Source organism: Synechococcus sp. CBW1107 (assembly GCF_015841355.1).
GTDB lineage: Bacteria > Cyanobacteriota > Cyanobacteriia > PCC-6307 > Cyanobiaceae > Regnicoccus_A.
In genome coordinates this window covers 1551655-1567406 of the sequence record NZ_CP064908.1, presented here as the reverse complement: position 1 = coordinate 1567406, position 15752 = coordinate 1551655, and the positions used below count along the sequence as shown (strand labels likewise).

The following is a 15752-nucleotide window of genomic DNA, read 5'->3' as shown; positions in this document are numbered from 1 at the left end:
AAGGGCGCGATCGGCAACAGCCGCGATCAGGGGCCGGACGCCCCAACCCCGACCGAAGACAGCCATCGATGACAACAACACCCCGGCCGTGCGGCCCCTGAACCTCAACTCGCAGTACAGTCCATCTCGGTGCTCAGCTCAGCACCCCGAGCGGACAACTTCCCTGATAGGTCCCGATACACTCATTTCAGCAGGCTCACCCTCATGTCCCAGTCATTCAAGCTCCTTTCTCATCTTGATCAGTTGAGCGGGATCAAAACTGGAGACTACCGGCCACCTGTAATGGTAGATATCGACCCTGTCGATGGGTCTTGCAACCTTGATTGTGCGTGGTGCTGTCAGGCAGCCAGTCGAGAATCAAGGCCCAGCAGATTCATGCCTGACTCAACGATGGAAAGACTGGGATCATTCAGCAAGTCCTGGGGGATTCGGTCGTGGCGTATCGCCGGCGACTCGGAACCACTGCTGAATCGCAATATCTCAATCCTGCTTGAATCAGGTCGCAGCAACGCAATCCCCATGGGATTGATCACAAATGGAGTATTCCTGAACAGACTGGATAAAGATGATCTCAAGAAACTCAATTGGCTTGGCGTTTCATTGGATGCTGCCACGGCCGCTACCTGGTCCTCACTGAAACGGGAGACTCCTGACAAGTTTGATCAGATTTTAGATAATATCAAGAACGCGCGTGCTCTTGCCCCCGAACTGGATATCTCAATCAAGTTCCTGCGATGGAGCTCGGCTGATAACCTTATCAAGTCCGACTTTGTTGTTAACGAATTTGCGCCTACCTTCAAACATGCGAGCGACGAAAATGAAGTATTCTCCAACGAAAATGAAGTAGATCTTTTTTCTAAACTTGCCGATGAGCTCAACATTAGAGCCATCATCAAGAATGCTTATCCTAAAGATTTTCCCTCGCACTATGGCTTCGAGTCCTGCAGGGCAACCGCTCTGGGCGGGGTTTTCGATGCAAGTCATAATTTTCACCTGTGCTGCGATGCACGGGGCGTCTATGTGCTCACCGACGATTACACTCGTGACGACTGGAACGAACTGCCAAGCCTGTGGGGCGGAGATCAGCACCAGGAGCTGATCAGCTCCATTCAGCCAAAACAGTGCATTGGATGTGCTAAATACAAAATAAACGAGGTTATTGAAAAATATATTGTCAATGATCATTCGGACAATACATTCATTTAAGCCTTCCCCTGGCGCCATAAAGGCCTAATTGAATTAGGCCTTTATGGTTTTCAGCTAATGCGAAGGCTTAAGCAGGCTGAGCCCCCTCCATGGCTGACATGCCATTATTTAACGCTTCGGTGAACTTTGCTTAGTTTTCTTCCGACTCAACAACTGAGCTGAAGAACACTGATTTGCGCCTGTCTCTCGGCAATCCCATCAACCGGCATCGGCCATGAATCTTGAGCAGTTTGCAGAACAATTTTCACATGAGAATGCCGAGGTCATCTATTTATCCGAAAAGAATGCCGCACAGAGCGAATACGTTGACTTTTTCTATAGCTTCTTTTTTCTTGAAGGTACGCTATACTCGGCAAATGGTACATATCCCCTTCTGCCTTACTACGGAATCGGGAATAAAGAGTTTCATGATGACGGTGTAGTACTCAGAAAATACACGCAGGCAGAAGGAGGGCAGTTAGAGGTCTCTGAAACAGTTTCGCTTGGACCCGGCGGAGATCCTAGAACTGTTTCCAATGGGACAGATGCCTATGTATTTATCATCGGAAATCCGTTTTCTGACTTTCAGACTCTTATCTATGATATCAGATACCAGCGAAAAATTAAGCTGAAGTGCGATGATCCTGATTTTAAGTTTGGCAAGAATTGGCAGCCATACCTCAAAGACAATAGACTATTTATCGTTCATGAAATTACCCCCTTCCGAATTATGGAAGTTGATCTGGCGAGCGGCCTATTGAGCAAAGTACTGGAGGTTGATATCTCATTTAAAATCAATCAGTCTCACGCCCCGTCCTCGTATCACTATCCCTATCCATTCTTCCGTGGAGGCAGTAATGCCATTGCCAAAGATCAGAATATCTTTGGCGTGGGAAGGGCCACCTCAGAGAGATATAAGCATCACCCTTTCTTCTGGAAGTTTGGCGATAACAAGAAACTGCTGATTCTGTTTACTGAATTTTTCTACAAGTTTCAACGCTATGGCTTTAATATTATTGACCCAACATGTCTCTTCCTGCATGATGATGAGCTTTATTTCGGCTTGTGTTGCAGTGAACGAGATTGGGCACACGGGCAGGAAGTTTTGAATCTCTTGGTTCGTTTTTCTGAAAGAACGATTGGTCCAAGCAATTCCTTAGAGTCCTATTTTCTCTCCAAGGTTCCCACCGAGTCTGACGGAAAGCCAAATCTTGACCGTCACCTCTTCTTTTGCATTGAAATGCCGACTGCCGTGACTAGTGTTCATGAGCTGGGAGGACGTCTTTCTCTCGGGATTGAGGAAGGACATCTGTTCCATGGGCCATACGTCACAGTTGAGGCTGAAGCAGAGTACTATGCAGAACTAAGCTATCTAACACTTGCATCTAATGAAGAAGTTATTGGTTTTTTTGATGTAACATCAAGTCGACTTGACTCAGCAAGAGTTCAACACGATTTTCATACACTCGGTATGGCTGAGGTTCACTCCTGCCATGGTTCTATGGCGACTTCTCGAGTAACATTCAACACAGCTGGCTCGATTGGCAAGCTGCTGGAATTTAGGTTCTTTGTTCGCCATGGTGTCAAAGTCAACGCATTCCATGTGCGAACTCAACGCATTACAACCTGAAAACTTATAAGAATATTGACAGTAAAACAAGCACTTGGGCACGCCATTACGATTTAAAACTGGCCCCAGGGTAATCGGTGGGCTACGATCTGATCACTCTCCATCAGACCTTGAAGATCCTCGTCACAGCCTGGGAGCTCCAGCAGAAAGAGCATCGTGGAATTGCCGTATTTTCAAAGAATCTGATCACAGCCCTGCATGATCTAGGGCACGAAGTATGGATACTGACTGAGTTTGCACCTAAGCAAAAAGAATTCAAAAGAAGCAAAGTTGGCATCGAGGCGCTGCGACTGATTAGAGCGTCAGACGTAGTGAGTCGGCTTGGGCTTCACAATGTCAATACTGAAACACAATCAGAAAAAAAGAGCCGGTTAGCCAGAATCCTAAGGCTTCCAACTGCATCTTCTATTTTGAAGTTAAAGTTCAATATATTGCACATTTTTCTCAAGACTTCGATCGGGCTGACGGCGAAAGGGAAGAAGATCAATATTTTTCCTCGGCATTACTTTAAGGATAGTCCGTTTCTGAACGAAGAACGGACTCATTACCTCGCTAATCTTTCTGGCATCGTCTCCATTCAAGATATTTTTCTGCGCTCAGATGCAGCTTCCCAAGCCGAGAGACTCAGGCCATTTACGATCGTGACTAATGACTTTGACCTATTGATTAAAACCTGTCCACATTACATAACACTTGGAGGGAATGGCGCACGAACCCTTGATGTTATTCATGATTTTATACCTTTGCTGCAAATTCCCTCAGGGAGACCTGCAATTCAGTTTGCAGGTTCTTTAAGTATTAAAAGCAAAAAGGTATACATTTCAGAGCACACTCGGAACTTGTATGCTACATTCTTTCCCTTGCAGGAATCCAAGCCCTCTAAGGTAGTCATTCAGCCTCCCTCTATTCGCCGTGCTCAATACAATCAGCAATCGTTGACGATCCCCACCGCAAGAGTCGGAGAAGACGGGCTGATTCAAAAAGAGTTTACAACATTACAGGCGTTTAAATATCTTCTATTTAATTCTGCTCTTGAGGCCCGGAAAAATGTAGAACTGATCATCAGAGCATTTCAGGCCTCTGGCCTGTCCCGAACTGGTTACAAGCTAATTCTTATGGGAAAGATTATCGATACTAATTATGCCATGAGTATGCTCAGTATGGCCTCCGAAACAATCATTTTTACCGACTATGTTAACGACGTAATCAAAGATCAGGCTTTCTTGCAAGCAGCATGCGTTGTCAGCGCGTCTGCTGCTGAAGGCTTTGGAATCCCTGTTCTGGATGCTGCTTGTATGGGCACTCCTGTTTTGGCCAGCAGTATTCCATCCCATCATGAAATCTACAATCTTTATGACTTTAAAAAATACATCCAAATCATTGAGAACTATAATGTTGAAGATTGGGGAACGGCTATACTCGCAACATGTCGGAATAAATCTGGCCCTGGCAGCAGCTATACAGAAGCATCGACAGTGAATCTTCTTAAGTCAAGATCTCAACGCTTTGATGATATGCATAGCAAGATATGGGCAGACTTTTGCTCCACTATCAGCATCTGCATTGAAGGCTGAGTGCTTTACGCTAGATCAAAAAAGGAAGGGTTTTCCGAGCACGATTCAGCAGCCAAATGCCGAATATTATTCCTACTACATTTAGTAGCAGCATAGAAGCTACCTGTCCCCAAAGTATTCCACCATGCATCAGGCTATGCCTAAGTGGACTCAAGACACGATACAACGGGTTGATATCAGCAGTCCAAGCGAGTGGGCCCAGATTTTTTTTATCATATAAAATCGGAGACAGGAGAAACAGCAGCTGTAGGGCTATTGGCACTAATTGATAAAGATCACGATAGCGAGCGCCCAACAGACAAACAATCAGAGGCACCCAGTATAAGATCAGGATTAAGTTGACGATAGGCAGCCATGAAAATAATAAGAAATTAGCCAAAAGCGAATGCTGAAAAAAAGCCAGGCCCAGCAATACAAGTCCAAATGATTGGACAAAGGTTTGAATCTGAAAACTCCATTCCTCTAATGTATAAAAGACTGGGTTAAGATTGGTATTCTGCACGTGCGCTGAATTTTGCTCAAACAGGTTAGGCGCAGCGCTGATGGCACCAGCGATTGAATTCCAGATTACGAGTCCCAGTCCCAGATAAACTATATAAATTTGAAAGTTTTCCACTTTAAACACCGTTCCATAAACAAGGGCCAGTGCCGCAATCGACAACATGTTTGAAAAACCCAGCCAGAAGCTACCAAAAAATGTGCGTGCAAATCTGGCTCGTGTACGTGATGTTGCCGTAAACCACCAAACTCTACGTGTACGCCAGGCATAATTAAGAGTATCAGTAATTGATGCGATGGTAGTAGTCGAGTGCCCCTTCGAGTTCCCCATCATAAACGATCGTCCCCTGGTCAAAGACAATTCCGCGAGAGCAGAACTGGTGAAGTAAAACATCAGAATGAGTCGCAAGTATCAACGTCCCTGCTTTTGCAATGAACTCATGCATCCTTTCCTGGGCTTTTTCAAAAAATCGACTATCGCCAGCACCAAAACCCTCGTCAAGCGCGAGGCACTCATGCTTCGATTCAGTCAATACCGAAAACAACAACCTGGAGGCCATCCCCTCGCTATAGCTTTTTACGGGGAGATGAATAAAATCTCCGAGCCCGGAAAACTCCAGGGCATTGTCGAGAAATGATTGGAAGCCGCGAAGATTACTGTGTGTGAGTAGATAGTGAGCCTTCACAGCCTGAACCCCGCTGAGCTCAGGGCTGGTGATGAAGCTCTTCTGGATCATAGGAAAAACATGACAAGATGCCTTGAAAGACCCTGAAGTGGGAAAGTAAATTCCAGATATAAGCTTGAGAAAAGTGGACTTTCCAGCTCCATTATGTCCGATCAAGGCAACCCGTTCACCATGCCGGATCGTGCACGAGATTCCCCGCAACGCCTCAATAACAGCACCCGAACGGGAGTGCCTGAGTTTACCGCCTGTCACAGAACGAAGCAGTGCTGTCTTGAGGCTGCGGGTCTCTGAGGAGGTCACAGGGATCCTCAACCAGACATCTCGCAGCTCAATCACTGGATCAGTGGATTGATGACCGTCCTGATCTCCTCCTGTTGACGCTGGAGAGTCAAAGCGGCCGCCAGCTTGAGTCCCCGAATTGACAGCTGATTCCATAGAGAGTGGTTGTTGACTAATTCAATCACGCCATGGTTCAGATCTTCTCCATTCCCCATAGGGTCGAAAAATAGAGATGACTCATGATGAAGCTCCTTGTGTACTGGAATGGCGCTGACCAGCGTTGGCAGACCTTCCGCCTTGGCCTCAAGTACGGGGTAATCGAAACCTTCCATGCTGCTGGCTGAAACCAGGGCCAGTGATTGGCGCAAGAGCTCCACCAATGCAGAAGAATCCATCGACTCGATCAACAGAAGACGATCAGGACGAGGCAGCTGTTGCTGGAGACGTTTCAGGAGCGCCGTCTGGCGACCTTGGCGCCCTACCACCACAAGCCGCCCGGGCCAACCGGGCTTTTTCTCGAGGAGTTTAGCAAATGCTTTTACCACGAATCCAACATTTTTATTGGCATCGTGGCGGGCCAGCATCACGAGGTCATGGCTCGCCGGGGCGGCGACTGGGTCGCGCTCGATGGTGACACCATTCCAAACAACCTCGATCTTTTCAGCCGGAACTCCAAAAGCCATCAACTGGTCTGCGACGAAGTGACTGATGGCGATCACCTTCTGAGCTCGTCGCAGATGTACCGGGGTCCAGAAACGATACCGCCATCTTGCCTTTCTGCTATTGGCACAGTGAAGGGGTGTCAGATCATGACAGGTGATCACCTGAGGAACCAACGGCAAGGCAAACAGCACATCGCAGTAGGGGCTGTAGACCGCCGCCACATCCTCTGAACGCAGTCCGGCTGAAGCGAGCACAGCCTTCACGTTGAGTCCATGCTGACTGAGTGACAGCCTGTGCAACAGGGCCTGGAGCCTTGAGGACGGCAATCGCTCCGGGAGCCAATCACTCTCTGAACATCGTGCACCGTGTTCACCATCCATCAGCAACCGATGGCCTGGGATCCCAGGCATCACTCGCCGCACATAGCTCGAGAAGCCCGAATGGCCCGGCGTGTAGAGGAGAAGATTGCTGAGCAGGGTCACGGCAACAGAGCCTCCAGCCCCTGCTTCCAGACTCGTCTGGAGAACAACAGCATGAAACGTTGCCTCGCCGCGAGACTGGCCTTTGCCCAGAGATCAGGATCGTGGACAAGGCTGGCCACGATCTGTGGCAGCTCGTCCGGACGAGCATCCGGACGGCCGAAAACCGCGGCCAGGTTGCCCACCCAGGCCATGCCGGATCGCTCACGGCCGAAGGCCAGAGCTGGCACCCCGCAGGCCATGGCCTCCAGCTGAACAATGCCGAACGCCTCGTTACTGCGATCAGCGGGCAACACCAGCAGGTCACTGGTCTCCAGCAGCTGCTGCTTCTGTCTCTCGTTCAAACGTCCATGGAAGATGACATGCCCGCCATGGCTGGAACAGGCGGCCAGCATTTCAAGCTCCCGACGACGGGGGCCCTCCCCCACAACATGCAGTTCCTCAGCCCCACTGGCCGGGAAAGCCGCGATCAACCACTCCACTCGTTTGTAACTGTCGAGACGGCCGACGTACAGCAACCGGAATGGGTCTCCGTCCTGCCTTGGCCCTCTGGCCACTCGCCGCTCCCAGGCTGCATCGGCCTGGCGCTCCTGACACTCACCAAGGCAGCAGGGCAGCACCACCAGGCACTGGGGCTTCACCCCCTCGGCGATCAGAGCGGTCGCGAGCACTGGAGACGTGGTGACCACCTGGTCGGCCTCAGCGGCGGCCCAGCGCAGCGCCAGCCACTGATACACGGCGACGAGGCGCCCCCCCGGACCCGCACCGGGTTCCAGGAAGGCATGCCAGTGGAGACGGATCCAGCGGCGTGGCCTCAGCACCCGGGCCACCACGCAGACGGCCAACAGTGCAGGACAGGGCAAGTGCACGTGGAGAGGATCGCTGGTCACCACCAGACGGATCAACTGACGGGAGGGGAGGGGCAGCAACAGCTGCCCGAACGCCAGTCTTGGCAAGTGAAGCCGGTGGTAGTTCACCGGCAGCGGATCAGATACGGGTGGCCGACCCGGCCCCTGCAGGCAATAGGTTCTGACCTCACGTCCCATGGCCTGCCAGGCGACAGCCAGCTCGTGAGCCACCCGTTCCACCCCGCCGTAACCGGGAGGCCACTCCCGCAACAGCTGAATGGTCACCGTCTCAGGCGGACGTATCCCTGTCGAGCCTTGGCGGCAGCGAGAGCGATCGAGCGGCTGGAATCGACCTTCACAGGACGTTCCGCGTCCGTCTCATGACGGAGGGTTGGTTGAGCCTGCTGAAGGCAATGCCGCCATCAGGCTTCCCATCTCCAGCGCCTGAAGGGCATAGCTCCAGCCCAGGTTGCTCTTGATGCCGGCACGCTCGAGAGCCTGCTGCATGGTGTCGGTGGTGAGCACGCCGAAGATCACCGGCACACCGGTGCTGCGCGACACGGCGGCCACTCCCTTGCTCACCTCAGCGCAGACATAGTCGAAGTGGGGGGTGTCACCCTTGATCACCGCACCCAGGGTGATCAGCACCTGGTAGCGGCCCGAGGCTGCCAGGCGCTGGGCCACCAGGGGAATCTCGAAGCTGCCGGGCACCCAGGCCAGGTCCAGCTGCTCGCTGCCGGGGCTGGTGTCGATGCCGTGGCGGGAGAGGGCATCCAGGCAGGCACTGAGCAGCTTGGCGGTGACCAGATCGTTGAAACGACCCACCACGATGCCGATGCGCAAGCCGCCGATGTCGGTGAAGCGGCCTTCAAAAACGGTCAATGGACTCAGGCCACGAAGTAGCTCATGCCCCAGTTGAGCAGCACCAGGGCAACCCAGGCGGCACCACCGAGCAGGATCAGGCGGTTGGAGCGGCCGCTCTCGTCGGGACTGGCGTAGAGCACCGGCACCGCCACCACAAGGGCAAACGACATCACCACCAGGGCCAGAACGGTGAGGGTGTTGAGGATCTGCATGGTTGGGAGGGCGGGGTGCGCGGTCCCTGGCACACGGGCCGGGGCAGGCAGTGGCTGGATTCTCCCATGGGGCTTCCAGGGTTTTCCGGCCCTCGCGCGGCATCCTTCACAAGTTGTGGGGAGTGCCAAGGCGCGAGCCCCGCCAGGCTGACGCTGGGCTTCGACTGATCCCTCCTACGATCGCCCCAGCCCTGAGCAAGCCGTGGCCACGCCGCCGGAAGAACAGCTCTCGCTGGTGGCTGCCCTTGGCCTGGAAGCCGACCCCACCCCGAGCAGTCCCGCCAGGACAGCCTCCCCGGATGGCCCCACCGGCGAGAGTGATGATGACCTGATGGCGGAGGCGGCCGCCCGCCCCCGGCGGCGCCAGGGCAAGGGGACCGAAGTCCCCGCAGGGAGTCCCGAGCCTGCCGGCCCCCCGGATCCGGCCGAGCCCGGAGATCCCGCCGACACCCTGCCCCCCTGGCACCACCACGGCCTGGTGGATCCCGAGGCCCTGCCACCGGTCCTGCGCCACTACGTGGAGCTGAAGGCGGCTCACCCCGAGCGGGTGCTGCTGTACCGCCTCGGCGACTTCTACGAGTGCTTCTTCGAGGACGCCATCCGGGTGTCGCGGCTGCTGGAGCTCACCCTCACGGGAAAGGAGGGGGGCAAACGGATCGGGCGGGTGCCGATGGCCGGCATCCCCCACCACGCCGCCGAGCGCTACTGCGGCGAACTGGTGCGCCGTGGCCTGGCCGTGGCCCTCTGCGACCAGCTGGAGAGCACACCGGCCCCGGGCGCTCTGCTCAGGCGGGGGATCACCCGCGTTCTCACCCCCGGCACCGTGCTGGAGGAAGGGATGCTGGCGGCACGCCGCAACAACTGGCTGGCGGCTGTGGTGCTGGAGCAGGGGCAGTGGGGGCTGGCTGTGGCGGATGTGAGCACCGGCGAATTCCAGCTGATGCAGCGCCAGGGCAGCGATCAGCTGCACCAGGACCTGCTGCGGCTGGAGCCGGCCGAGCTTCTCTGGCCCACTGCGGAGTCCGGCGAGCCGGCCTGGGCGCCGGAGTCGATCCACCGCACTCCGCTGCCGCTCACTCCCTTCACCATGCCGGAGGCACGCCGCACCCTGATGGAGCGCTTCGAGCTGGCCAGCCTCGAGGGCCTGGGCCTGGGCGAGGCGCCCCTGGCCCTGAGAGCCGCCGGCGGCCTCGTGCGCTATCTCGATGACACCCAGCCGGTCACCGACGAGACAGCGGTCGCCATCGCCGACCGCATCCCTCTGGATCGGCCCACCCTCCAGCAGCGCGGCGATCAGCTGGTGCTTGATGCCCAGACCCGCCGCAACCTGGAAATCACCCAGACCCAGCGGGATGGACAGTTTCAGGGGTCGCTGCTCTGGGCCCTGGATCGCACCATGACCGCCATGGGGGCCAGGGCACTGCGACGCTGGCTGGACGCCCCCCTGATGGAGCTGGAGGCGATCGAGCGGCGCCAGGACGGCATCGGTGTGCTGGTGCAGCAACGGCCCCTGCGCCTGGCCCTGCGCCGGCTGCTGCGGCCCATGGGTGATCTCGAGCGCCTGGCAGGACGGGCCGGGGCCGGCAGCGCCTCCGCCCGCGATCTGGTGGCCCTCGCCGATGGACTGGAACGCCTGCCCCGCCTCGCCGCCCTGCTGGAGCCAGCGACCGCGGCCGTGTTCGGCCCCCTGCAGAAGACCGATCCGGAGCTGGCAGAGCTGGCGGCCCTGGTGCGCCACACCCTGGTGGACACGCCACCGCTCAGCCTCAGTGAGGGCGGCCTGATCCACGACGGCGTCGACGGCCGCCTGGATGGACTGCGCAACCGGCTCGACGATCAGGACCGGTGGCTGGCGGCGCAGGAGCAGGAGGAGCGCCGTCGCAGCGGCATTCCCACTCTGCGGCTGCAGTTCCACCGCAGCTTCGGCTACTTCCTTTCTGTGAGCCGGGCGCGTGCCGGGCACGTGCCCGAACACTGGATCCGCCGTCAGACCCTGGCCAACGAGGAGCGCTTCGTCACCCCCGAGCTCAAGGCGCGCGAAGGCCGCATCCTGCAACTCCGGGCCCGGGCGGCCCAACGGGAATACGAGCTGTTCAGCCAGCTGCGACAGCAGGTGGGGGAGCTGGCCGGACCGATCCGTCAGGCCGCCCGGCGCGTGGCGGGCCTCGATGCCCTGGCGTCGCTGGCGGAGGTGGCCGCCTGCCATGCCTACTGCCGGCCGCAACTGGAGCACAGCCGCTGCCTTCAGGTGGAGGCGGGACGGCACCCGGTGGTGGAGCAACTCCTGGTGGAGGAGTCGTTCAGCGCCAACGATCTGCACCTGGGTGAGGAGGGGCGCCCCGACCTGGTGGTGCTCACCGGGCCGAACGCCAGCGGCAAGAGCTGCTACCTGCGCCAGAACGGATTGCTGCAGCTGATGGCGCAGATCGGCAGCTGGATTCCAGCCCGATCAGCCCGCCTCGGCCTGGCCGATCGCATCTTCACCCGGGTGGGGGCCGTCGATGACCTGGCCAGCGGCCAGTCCACCTTCATGGTGGAGATGGCCGAGACCGCCAACATCCTTCACCACGCCACCGACCGCTCCCTGGTGCTTCTCGATGAGATCGGCCGCGGCACCGCCACCTTCGATGGCCTCTCGATCGCCTGGGCCGTGGCGGAGCACCTGGCGGCGGGGCTGCGGGCACGGGCGGTGTTCGCCACCCATTACCACGAGCTCAACGAACTGGCCTCGCTGCTGCCGGGTGTCGCCAACTACCAGGTGCTGGTGGAGGAAACTGGCGACCGCCTCCTCTTTCTGCACCAGGTGCGTCCGGGCGGCGCCAGCCGGAGCTACGGCATCGAGGCGGCCCGCCTGGCGGGCGTGCCGCCCCAGGTGGTGCAGCGGGCCCGCCAGGTGCTGGGGCGGATCGAGGCCAACAGTCATGTGGCCGTGGGTCTCCAGGCCGCAGCCTGAATCAGCCGTAGGACTTCACCTCCACCAGGGCCGAGCCGCTCCACTCACTGATGCGGCGCTTGAGCGCGGCCCTCTCATCGTTGAGGCGATACACCGAACGCGCCAGGGCAATGAAAGTGGCATCGAAGCATCCGGCCCGCTCCTGGGCACGGATCGCCTCCTCCACATCCCAGAGCTCCCTGTTCACCCCCTCGAGCCGCCGGCCCAGCTCCGCCACGACCCCATGGTCCGCTCCGAGGCCCAGCTGCCGGGCCACCGCCTGCAGCTGATCGAGCTCGGCTCTGACGAGGCAGGCACGCTCAGGCTCCTGAATGCGCTCGCGCTTGATTGCCAGGATGGTGAGCTTGTCGATCAGCTCCCCCACCGACACAGGGACCCGGGGCAGCGGCCGGCCGTCAGGCAGCTCCGGCCCGACTGCCGGGAGGAGAGTGCCTGGTGGCGGGGGAGACGCCTCCAGCCAGGCCCGGCGCAGCAGGGCGTTGCAGGTGGCTCCAACCAGGCCGGCACCACCCCGGCTGCCGTCGAGCCGGATCTGGGTCAGATCACTGGCGGCCAACCGCCGCTTGCTCTCCGCCACCCCCACGAAGCCCACCGGCATGCCGATCACCAGGGCTGGCCGGCTGGGGCCGCGGGGCTGATCGAGCAGGCGCTCCAGAGCGGTGGGGGCACTGCCGATCAGCACCACCGCGCCGGGACAGGCCGCCAGGGCCGCTTCCAGGCCCTCGGCGCTGCGGGTGCCCCCGGGCGGTGCCGCATCCGGTGCCCACTCAAGGATGCTGCGCACCGGATTGGCGAAGGTGCGCCGGGCCATCGGCGACACCGCCGCGGCTGCCATGGCCGTGTCGGTGAGGATCACAGCGCCCCCTGCCAAAGCCGCGAGCCCGATGGCGCAAGCGTCCGCACTGAAGCGCAGGTCGGCGGCGATGGTCAGATCGCCACTGCTGTGCACGAGTCGCTCCAGCACCTCCTGCTGCACCGGATCCAGACCGGTGGGGCCCAGCCACTGGCGGATGCGCCGCACACTTTCGCTGAAGATCGGATGATCCAGATCCAAGCCAGGCCGCCCCATGCCCATCCATCTCTACTGGGGTGACGACGAAGCCGCCAGGACCCGGGCGGTCGATGAGCTGATCAGCAGGGAGGTGGATCCGGCCTGGCACAGCATCAACCTCACCCGTCTCGATGGATCCGACAACGCCCAGGCCGCCCAGGCCCTGAGCGAAGCGCGGACCCCGCCCTTCGGCAGCGGCGCCCGGCTGGTCCTGGTGCAGCGCAGTCCCTTCACCAGCCCCTGTTCCGCCGAGCTGGCAGGCCAGCTGGATGCCTGTCTGGATCTGATCCCCGAGAGCTGTCACCTGGTGCTGGTGAGCAGCGGCAAACCCGATGCCCGCCTGCGGACCACCAAGGCGCTGCGCGAGCGGGCCCTGGAGAAGAGCTTTCAGCTGCCCTCCTCCTGGGATGGGGCCGGCCAGGTGGAGCTGGTGGCGCGCACCGCCCGCGAGCTGGGGGTGAAGCTGGCGGCGGGGGCGGCGGAGGCCCTGGCCGAGACGATCGGCAGCGACAGCGCCCGGCTGAGCAGCGAGCTGGAGAAGCTGGCTCTCTACAGCGGCGAGGCCCCGGTTCAGGTGGCGGCTGTGGCGGCCCTAGTGGGCGGCCACAGCACCACCAGCCTGGCGGTGGGAGATGCCCTGCTGGAGGGGAACGCCGGCGCGGCGATTGCCCTGGTCGATGATCTGCTGCAGGCGGGGGAGCCTCCGCTGCGGCTGGTGGCCTCGCTCACCAGCCAGGTCAGAGGCTGGCTGTGGGTCAGTTTGCTGGAGACCCGCGGCGAGCAGGACGTGGCCGTGATTGCCAAGGCCGCCGGCATCGGCAACCCCAAGCGGATCTACGTCATGCGCCGGCAGATCCGCGGGCGGCCCCCCTCCAGGCTGCTGACCCTGCTGGCCCAGGTGCTGGAGGTGGAGGCCGCCCTCAAACGGGGTGCCGAGGCCGGTGAAGCCTTCCGCGATGGGCTGCTGCTGGCCACAGCCCGATAATCGCGGCATCCCATCACATCTGCCGACCGGAATGGCCCTGCTGGTTCAGAAATTCGGGGGAACCTCCGTCGGCAGCGTGGAGCGGATCCAGGCGGTGGCGCAGCGGATCGCCGCCAGCCGCGAACAGGGTCACGACCTGGTGATCGTGGTCTCGGCAATGGGCCACACCACCGATGAGCTCACCTCCCTGGCGCGGGCCCTCTGCTCAGACCCCCCCCAGCGGGAGATGGACATGCTTCTGGCCACGGGCGAGCAGGTGTCGATCGCCCTGCTGGCGATGGCCCTGCACAGCATCGGCGTGCCTGCCGTGTCGATGACGGGACCGCAGGTGGGCATCGTGACCGAATCGGCCCATGGCCGCGCCCGCATCCTCGAGGTGCGCACCGAGCGGCTGCGCAAACGGCTCGAGGATGGCCAGGTGGTGGTGGTGGCCGGCTTCCAGGGCACCAGCAGCGGCAGTGCCGGCACGCCCGAGATCACCACCCTGGGCCGGGGCGGCTCCGACACCTCGGCCGTGGCCCTGGCCGCGGCGCTGGGGGCTGACGCCTGCGAGATCTACACCGATGTGCCCGGGGTGCTCACCACCGACCCGCGCCAGGTGAGCGAGGCCCGCCTGATGGAGGAGGTGAGCTGCAACGAGATGCTGGAGCTGGCCAGCCTCGGCGCGGCGGTGCTGCATCCCCGCGCCGTCGAGATCGCCCGCAACTACGGCGTGCCCCTGGTGGTGCGCTCGAGCTGGAGCGACGCCCCCGGCACCCGGCTCACCAGCGGCAGGCCCAGGCCGATCGGCAGTGAGGGGCTTGAGCTGGGCCGTCCGGTGGATGGGGCGGATCTGGAGAACCAGCAGGCGGTGCTGGCCCTGACCCGGGTGCCTGACCATCCCGGGGTGGCCGCCCTGCTGTTCGAGGCCCTTTCCACGGCGGGGCTGAACGTGGATCTGATCGTGCAGGCCACCCATGTCGGCGCCAGCAACGACATCGCCTTCACACTCTCGGAGAGCCAGCTGGAGGCGGCCCGCGAGGTCTGCCGGGGCCTGCTCCAGGAGCTGGGGGTGGAGGAGAGCGCCCTGAGCACCCAGGCGGGGCTGGCCAAGCTGAGTATTTCCGGGGCCGGGATCATGGGGCGGCCGGGCATCGCCGCGCGCCTGTTCGACACCCTGGCCCGGTACGGCATCAACCTGCGCATGATCGCCACCAGTGAAGTGAAGGTGAGCTGCCTGGTGGAAGGCAGCCAGGGTGCGCGTGCCCTGCGTGCCGCCGCCGAGGTGTTCGAGCTGCAGGAGCACCAGCTGCGCCAGAACCCGCTCCCCTGTGACGTGAGCGATCCGGCGGTGCGCGGCGTGGCCCTCGACCGCAACCAGGCCCAGGTGGTGGTCCGCCAGGTTCCCGACCGGCCCGGCACGGCCGCGGCCGTCTGCCGGGCCCTGGCCGACGCCGGCATCAGTCTCGACACCATCGTCCAGTCGGAGCGCACCCACGGGTCCGGCTCGCAGCTCAGCCGCGACATGAGCTTCACCCTGCGTCGTGACGATCTCAACCGAGCCCGCGGCGCCCTGCAACCGGTGCTCGCCCCCTGGCCCGAGGCCCGCTTCGAAGAAGGCCTGGCCATCGCCCGGGTGAGCGCCGTGGGCGCGGGCATGCCCTGCACCCCCGGCACCGCCGCCCGCATGTTCCGGGCCCTGGCGGAGGCCGGAGTGAACATCGAGATGATCGCCACCAGCGAAATCCGCACCAGCTGTGTGGTGGCGGAAGCCGATGGGGTCAAAGCGCTCCAGGCGGTGCATGCCTGCTTCCAGCTGGGCGACAGCACCACCACGGCGCAGGAGGCCATGGCCTAGTGCACTGG

13 protein-coding genes and 1 pseudogene are annotated in these 15752 nt (G+C 60.0%); 6 read left to right on the top strand and 8 right to left on the bottom strand.

The window, feature by feature from the left end:
- Nucleotides 1-204 precede the first annotated feature (204 nt).
- The 3 genes from I1E95_RS08160 to I1E95_RS08150 all read left to right on the top strand — a co-directional run bounded on the left by I1E95_RS08160 (nt 205) and on the right by I1E95_RS08150 (nt 4389).
- Complete coding sequence (locus tag I1E95_RS08160) at nt 205-1206, top strand: radical SAM protein (protein WP_197166835.1); 1002 nt, start codon at nt 205-207, stop codon at nt 1204-1206.
- Between the two features lie 214 nt (nt 1207-1420).
- Nucleotides 1421-2815, top strand: a complete 1395-nt coding sequence (locus I1E95_RS08155; protein ID WP_197166828.1) for a hypothetical protein — start codon at nt 1421-1423, stop codon at nt 2813-2815.
- 77 nt (nt 2816-2892) lie between these two features.
- Nucleotides 2893-4389, top strand: a complete 1497-nt coding sequence (locus I1E95_RS08150; RefSeq protein ID WP_197166826.1) for a glycosyltransferase — start codon at nt 2893-2895, stop codon at nt 4387-4389.
- Between the two features lie 10 nt (nt 4390-4399).
- Here the strand turns inward: I1E95_RS08150 and I1E95_RS08145 are convergent, their stop codons facing one another.
- From I1E95_RS08145 to psbZ, 6 genes are all read right to left on the bottom strand, one after another.
- On the bottom strand, nt 4400-5053 hold the full coding sequence (locus tag I1E95_RS08145) for an ABC transporter permease (RefSeq protein WP_231594945.1): 654 nt from the start codon (nt 5051-5053) through the stop codon (nt 4400-4402).
- A 115-nt stretch (nt 5054-5168) separates the two neighbouring features.
- Nucleotides 5169-5909, bottom strand: a complete 741-nt coding sequence (locus I1E95_RS08140; protein WP_231594944.1) for an ABC transporter ATP-binding protein — start codon at nt 5907-5909, stop codon at nt 5169-5171.
- Nucleotides 5906-6997: a glycosyltransferase family 1 protein gene (locus I1E95_RS08135; RefSeq protein WP_231594943.1), complete on the bottom strand. Its 1092-nt coding sequence runs from the start codon at nt 6995-6997 to the stop codon at nt 5906-5908. Before I1E95_RS08135 ends, I1E95_RS08140 begins: the two co-directional genes overlap by 4 nt.
- Nucleotides 6994-8127, bottom strand: coding sequence for a glycosyltransferase family 4 protein (locus tag I1E95_RS08130; RefSeq protein WP_231594942.1), 1134 nt, complete (start codon nt 8125-8127; stop codon nt 6994-6996). The genes I1E95_RS08135 and I1E95_RS08130 overlap by 4 nt, the downstream gene beginning before the upstream one ends.
- Before the next feature lie 93 nt (nt 8128-8220).
- Nucleotides 8221-8724 (bottom strand): 6,7-dimethyl-8-ribityllumazine synthase, encoded by a 504-nt coding sequence (ribH, locus tag I1E95_RS08125; RefSeq protein WP_197166820.1) that lies wholly within the window; start codon nt 8722-8724, stop codon nt 8221-8223.
- A gap of 5 nt (nt 8725-8729) precedes the next feature.
- Nucleotides 8730-8918 carry a photosystem II reaction center protein PsbZ gene (psbZ, locus tag I1E95_RS08120; protein ID WP_197166818.1) on the bottom strand — a complete coding sequence of 63 codons (189 nt, stop codon included), beginning with the start codon at nt 8916-8918 and terminating at the stop codon, nt 8730-8732.
- 202 nt (nt 8919-9120) lie between these two features.
- Here psbZ and mutS point away from each other — a divergent pair, with 202 nt between their 5' ends.
- Nucleotides 9121-11871 (top strand): DNA mismatch repair protein MutS, encoded by a 2751-nt coding sequence (mutS, locus tag I1E95_RS08115; protein ID WP_197166816.1) that lies wholly within the window; start codon nt 9121-9123, stop codon nt 11869-11871.
- Nucleotide 11872: 1 nt separating this feature from the next.
- Here mutS and I1E95_RS08110 read toward each other — a convergent pair whose 3' ends face one another.
- Nucleotides 11873-12235, bottom strand: coding sequence for a DUF6165 family protein (locus tag I1E95_RS08110; protein ID WP_231594966.1), 363 nt, complete (start codon nt 12233-12235; stop codon nt 11873-11875).
- 87 nt (nt 12236-12322) lie between these two features.
- Nucleotides 12323-12946, bottom strand: a pseudogene (locus tag I1E95_RS08105) (precorrin-8X methylmutase); the annotation flags it as partial.
- Between I1E95_RS08105 and holA the strand changes: the two are divergent.
- Together holA and I1E95_RS08095 are read left to right on the top strand one after the other, a co-directional pair.
- Nucleotides 12939-13907 (top strand): DNA polymerase III subunit delta, encoded by a 969-nt coding sequence (gene holA, locus I1E95_RS08100; RefSeq protein ID WP_197166814.1) that lies wholly within the window; start codon nt 12939-12941, stop codon nt 13905-13907. The pseudogene I1E95_RS08105 and the gene holA overlap by 8 nt on opposite strands.
- Nucleotides 13908-13938: 31 nt before the next feature.
- A complete protein-coding gene (locus I1E95_RS08095; RefSeq protein WP_197166812.1) occupies nt 13939-15744 on the top strand; it encodes an aspartate kinase in 1806 nt (601 codons plus the stop codon).
- The last annotated feature ends 8 nt before the right edge of the window (nt 15745-15752 follow it).

Coding starts and splice junctions, on each gene's coding strand:
- I1E95_RS08160 (WP_197166835.1), top strand. CDS start 205: ATGTCCCAGTCATTCAAGCTCCTTTCTCATCTTGATCAGTTGAGCGGG.
- I1E95_RS08155 (WP_197166828.1), top strand. CDS start 1,421: ATGAATCTTGAGCAGTTTGCAGAACAATTTTCACATGAGAATGCCGAG.
- I1E95_RS08145 (WP_231594945.1), bottom strand. CDS start 5,053: ATGTTGTCGATTGCGGCACTGGCCCTTGTTTATGGAACGGTGTTTAAA.
- psbZ (WP_197166818.1), bottom strand. CDS start 8,918: ATGCAGATCCTCAACACCCTCACCGTTCTGGCCCTGGTGGTGATGTCG.
- holA (WP_197166814.1), top strand. CDS start 12,939: ATGCCCATCCATCTCTACTGGGGTGACGACGAAGCCGCCAGGACCCGG.
- I1E95_RS08095 (WP_197166812.1), top strand. CDS start 13,939: ATGGCCCTGCTGGTTCAGAAATTCGGGGGAACCTCCGTCGGCAGCGTG.